We start from the raw sequence: 1,056 nt of genomic DNA, 5'->3' as shown, positions 1-1,056 counted from the left end.
TGTTGATTTCACCGCTAACATTATTGCCAGGATCTCGTCAGTGCTTTCTCTTTTTTGTCACTAAATCACAAAATTTGGTGATGAACCATTTTTTCTAAGTTTTTCGGCTCGGAAATACTTGTACTTGCATCTGCATAAATTTGACGCAAGAGCTCATTTTCACTTCTTCCGAGCTCTAAAAGAAGTCGCTGATAATGATTTTTTAACTCTATACCTTCAAGCTTTACTAAACTGTCCCAACGATACTCCTCAGGGATAACATGTTCGACATTCTGTCTATCTTTAGGAGAAAGCTTTGCTTTTTCGTGCATCATTTTTAGAAATAGGATATAAGTCAGCTCTGTTAAATATTGTTGATATGTAATCCCGTCATCACGCAGCACATTACACAAATTCCATAATTTCTGCACAATCTCTTGGTTGTTCATTGTTGACCTCCTCTTATCCATTGCATCACTTCACGAAAAAAGTGTGCCCCTGAAAAGAGGCACAGATTTAACTAATATATAAATGTTCATTTATAGTATACACGATCTTGTCAATATAGTCGCCAAACTCCCGTTTTAGCATATTATATCCTCCTTGTGACCGGAACGGCTCTTCCGAAAAAGCATCTTCTGGATTTGGTGCGAGCACTGGAAATTTCAATAGCTGTTTTTCAATCCGCTCCAACCACTTTTTCTGACGAGGCGTCCAGTCATGTAAGCTATAAACTTTCTGCATAGCGCGTTTTACCCGTGTTTCATGGTCGATGAGTGCATCACCTAGCGCAGCCTGGCGAATAAAGCTAATAATATCAGCGGCAATTTCTTCATTTTTAGCTTGCTTCCACGCTGTTTGCAGGTGGGACAGTTTAAAGCCTTTCGTTTCTAAAATAGTAATTAATTCACGTAAATCTTGCCGCGTTAAATCTTTTGGACGTGTACATACAATTTGCAGAGCAGGAATTAAGTTCATATTTTCTTTTACCCGAGTTCGACAGTTTTGAGGCCATTTTAGGCAAATGAAAATGGCCAAAATGCTGTTATATCAAAGATTTCGCGATGCGGATCCTAG

Annotated in this window: 1 protein-coding gene and 1 pseudogene; both read right to left on the bottom strand. The window is 38.7% G+C overall.

The annotated features are described in order from the left end of the window. Nucleotides 1-83: 83 nt before the first annotated feature. Nucleotides 84-428, bottom strand: a pseudogene (locus T260_RS136765) (type I restriction-modification system subunit M N-terminal domain-containing protein); the annotation flags it as partial. 67 nt (nt 429-495) lie between these two features. Then, nucleotides 496-1,020, bottom strand: a complete 525-nt coding sequence (locus T260_RS136770) for a type I restriction-modification enzyme R subunit C-terminal domain-containing protein (protein WP_268870262.1) — start codon at nt 1,018-1,020, stop codon at nt 496-498. Between the last annotated feature and the right edge of the window lie 36 nt (nt 1,021-1,056).

The organism is Geobacillus thermopakistaniensis (genome assembly GCF_000498995.1).
In the GTDB taxonomy this organism is placed as follows: Bacteria; Bacillota; Bacilli; order Bacillales; family Anoxybacillaceae; genus Geobacillus; species Geobacillus thermoleovorans.
The sequence above is the reverse complement of the archived record's forward strand: the minus strand, read 5'-3'. Positions and strand labels throughout refer to the sequence as shown.